Here is a 2,900-nt window from a genome sequence, read left to right as displayed (position 1 = left end):
CGGGCCCGGCTGTTCGCCGTCACCGAGACCGGGACCGCGGCCGAGCACGTGCTGGTGCTGGTCGTGCACCACATCGCGTCCGACGGTTTCTCGATGGGTCCGCTGACCCGCGACGTCGTGACGGCCTACGCGGCCCGCGTCTCGGGTGACGCCCCGCAGTGGGAGCCGCTGCCGGTGCAGTACGCCGACTTCGCCATCTGGCAGCGGGAGGTGCTCGGTTCGGAGGACGATCCGGAGTCGATCATCTCCTCGCAGGTCGCGTTCTGGCGGGAGACCCTCGCGGGTCTGCCCGAGCAGCTCGACCTGCCGGCGGACCGTCCGCGACCGGCGGTCGCGAGCTACCGCGGTGCCTCGCACCGGTTCGTCCTGGACTCCGAACTCCGTTCCGCCGTCCGCGATCTCGCCCGGCGCACCTCCACCACCGAGTTCATGGTCGTGCACGCGGCACTGGCGGTGCTGCTGGCGCGTCTGTCGGGCACCGACGACATCGCGATCGGCACCCCGGTGGCCGGTCGTGGCGACGCGGCGCTCGACGATCTGGTGGGCATGTTCGTCAACACCCTCGTGCTGCGCACCCGGGTGGAGGGCGGCGAGTCGTTCGAGCAGGTGCTCGGCCGGGTGCGCGGCGCCGACCTCGAAGCGTTCGGGCACGCCGACCTGCCGTTCGAGCGGCTCGTCGAGATCATCGACCCCGAACGGTCGACGGCACGGCACCCGCTGTTCCAGGTGCTCCTCGCGTTCCAGAACCTCGATGCCGGCTCCCTCGAGCTGCCCGGCCTGACCGTCTCGGCGCTCGATGTCGACGTGGCACTCGCGAAGTTCGACCTGCAGGTCACCGTCTCGGACGACGCCACCGCCGAGGGTTATCTCGTCGAATTGACTTATGCCACCGATCTGTTCGACGCCCGGACGATGGAGTCCTTCGCCGAGCGCCTGACCCGGATCCTCATCGCGGTCGTGACCGAACCCGCACTCCCGGTCGGTGATGTCGCGCTGCTCGACGATGCCGAGCGCACCGATGTGCTCGCCACGTGGAACGCCACCGAGCACGCGCTCGGCGACGCCGGGACCCTCGTCGATCTGTTCGCCGAGCAGGTCCGGCGGTCGCCGGACGCGGTCGCGGTGGAGTTCGAGGGCGAGACGCTGACCTACGGCGAGTTCTCCGAGCGTGTGAATCGTCTTGCGCGGCATCTGATCTCGCTCGGTGTCCGACCGGAGACGTCGGTGGGTCTGGCGATGCGCCGCTCGCTGGATCTGCTCGTCGGTATGTACGCGGTCGTCACGGCCGGTGGTGCCTACGTGCCGATCGATCCGAATCAGCCCGAGGATCGCAACGGGTACATCCTCGACACCGCCGCGCCCGTGGTTGTGCTGAGCACCGAACGCGACGGATTCTCCGTGCCGGCCACGGCATCGGTGCCGTCGCTCGCGATCGACGGCCTCGACCTGTCCGCGACACCGGCCGGGCCGGTCACCGACGCCGACCGCCTCGCGCCGTTGCGGCCGTCGAACACCGCGTACTCGATCTTCACCTCGGGTTCGACGGGACGCCCGAAGGGTGTGGCGGTCGCCCATGCCTCGGTCGTCAACCAGATTCGGTGGATCACCACCGAATACGGGATCGGCCCCGACGATGTGGTGCTGCAGAAGACCCCGTTCACCTTCGACGTGTCGGTGTGGGAACTGTTCGGCACCCTCGCCGTCGGTGCGCGCATGGTGATCGCGGTCCCGGACGGTCACCGCGACACCGCCTATCTCGGCACCGTCATCCGCGAGCGCGCGGTGACGGCGACCTCCTTCGTCCCGTCGATGCTCGCGGTGTTCGCCGCGTCGGTGTCGCCCGACGACTGCGCGTCGCTGCGCACCGTGCTCGTCGCAGGTGAAGCCTTCCCGCTGTCGGTGGCCGAGCAGTTCTCCCGGATCAGCGACGCCGAGCTCCACAACCTCTACGGCCCCACCGAGGCCACGGTGCACGCCACCGCCCGCCCGGTCGCAGGAACGACGGGTGGTTCCGTCGCGATGGGCGCTCCGGTGTGGAACACCCGCGCCTACGTGCTCGACTCGCGGCTGTCGCCGGTTCCCGCCGGTGTCGTGGGAGAGTTGTATCTCGCGGGCGTGCAGGTGGCGCGCGGTTACGTCGGCCGCCCCGATCTGACCGCCGAGCGTTTCGTCGCCTCGCCCTTCGGCGAGGGTGAACGTCTGTACCGCACGGGCGACCTCGTGCGCTGGAGCAACGACCGCAGCGGCGATCTCGAGTACCTCGGCCGCACCGACTTCCAGGTCAAGCTCCGCGGTCTGCGTATCGAGCTCGGGGAGATCGAGACCGCGCTGCTCGACCACACCGGGGTGTCGCAGGCCGCCGCGCAGGTGCGCCGCGATCAGCTCGTCGCTTACGTGGTCCCGGCCCCGAACACGACCTTCGACCGCGACGCCGCGCAGGCCGCGCTGAGCGCGGTGCTCCCGGCCTACATGGTGCCGTCGCAGTTCGTGGTCCTCGACGAGATGCCGCTCGGCAGCTCGGGCAAGGTCGACCGGAAGGCGCTGCCCGACCCGGTCTTCGAGGCTCGCGGCTTCCGTGCACCCACGACCCCGGTCGAAGAGGTCGTCGCCGGCGTGTTCGCCGACGTCCTCGGTGTCGACCGTGTCGGGCTCGACGACGACTTCTTCGCCCTCGGCGGCAACTCGCTCATCGCGACGCAGGTCGTCGCGCGCCTCGGTTCCGAACTGGGAACCGTTGTGCCCGTTCGTGTCCTGTTCGAGGCGCCCGGCGTAGCCGCTCTCGCCGCCCGCGTCGAGCAGAGCGAGGCCCAGGGCCGCACGCCGCTCGTCGCACAGGAACGTCCCGAGCGGGTCCCACTGTCGCTCGCGCAGCAGCGCATGTGGTTCCTCAACCGCTTCGA

Annotated in this window: 1 protein-coding gene; it reads left to right on the top strand. The window is 70.2% G+C overall.

What is annotated here, in order from left to right; genetic code table 11:
- A partial coding sequence (locus NVV99_RS26110) for an amino acid adenylation domain-containing protein (RefSeq protein ID WP_260783266.1) occupies positions 1–2,900 on the top strand: 2,900 nt, incomplete at both ends.

The sequence above is a fragment of the Rhodococcus sp. PAE-6 genome (assembly GCF_025290685.1).
GTDB lineage: Bacteria > Actinomycetota > Actinomycetes > Mycobacteriales > Mycobacteriaceae > Rhodococcus > Rhodococcus pyridinivorans.
This window is presented reverse-complemented; position numbering and strand designations above follow the sequence as displayed.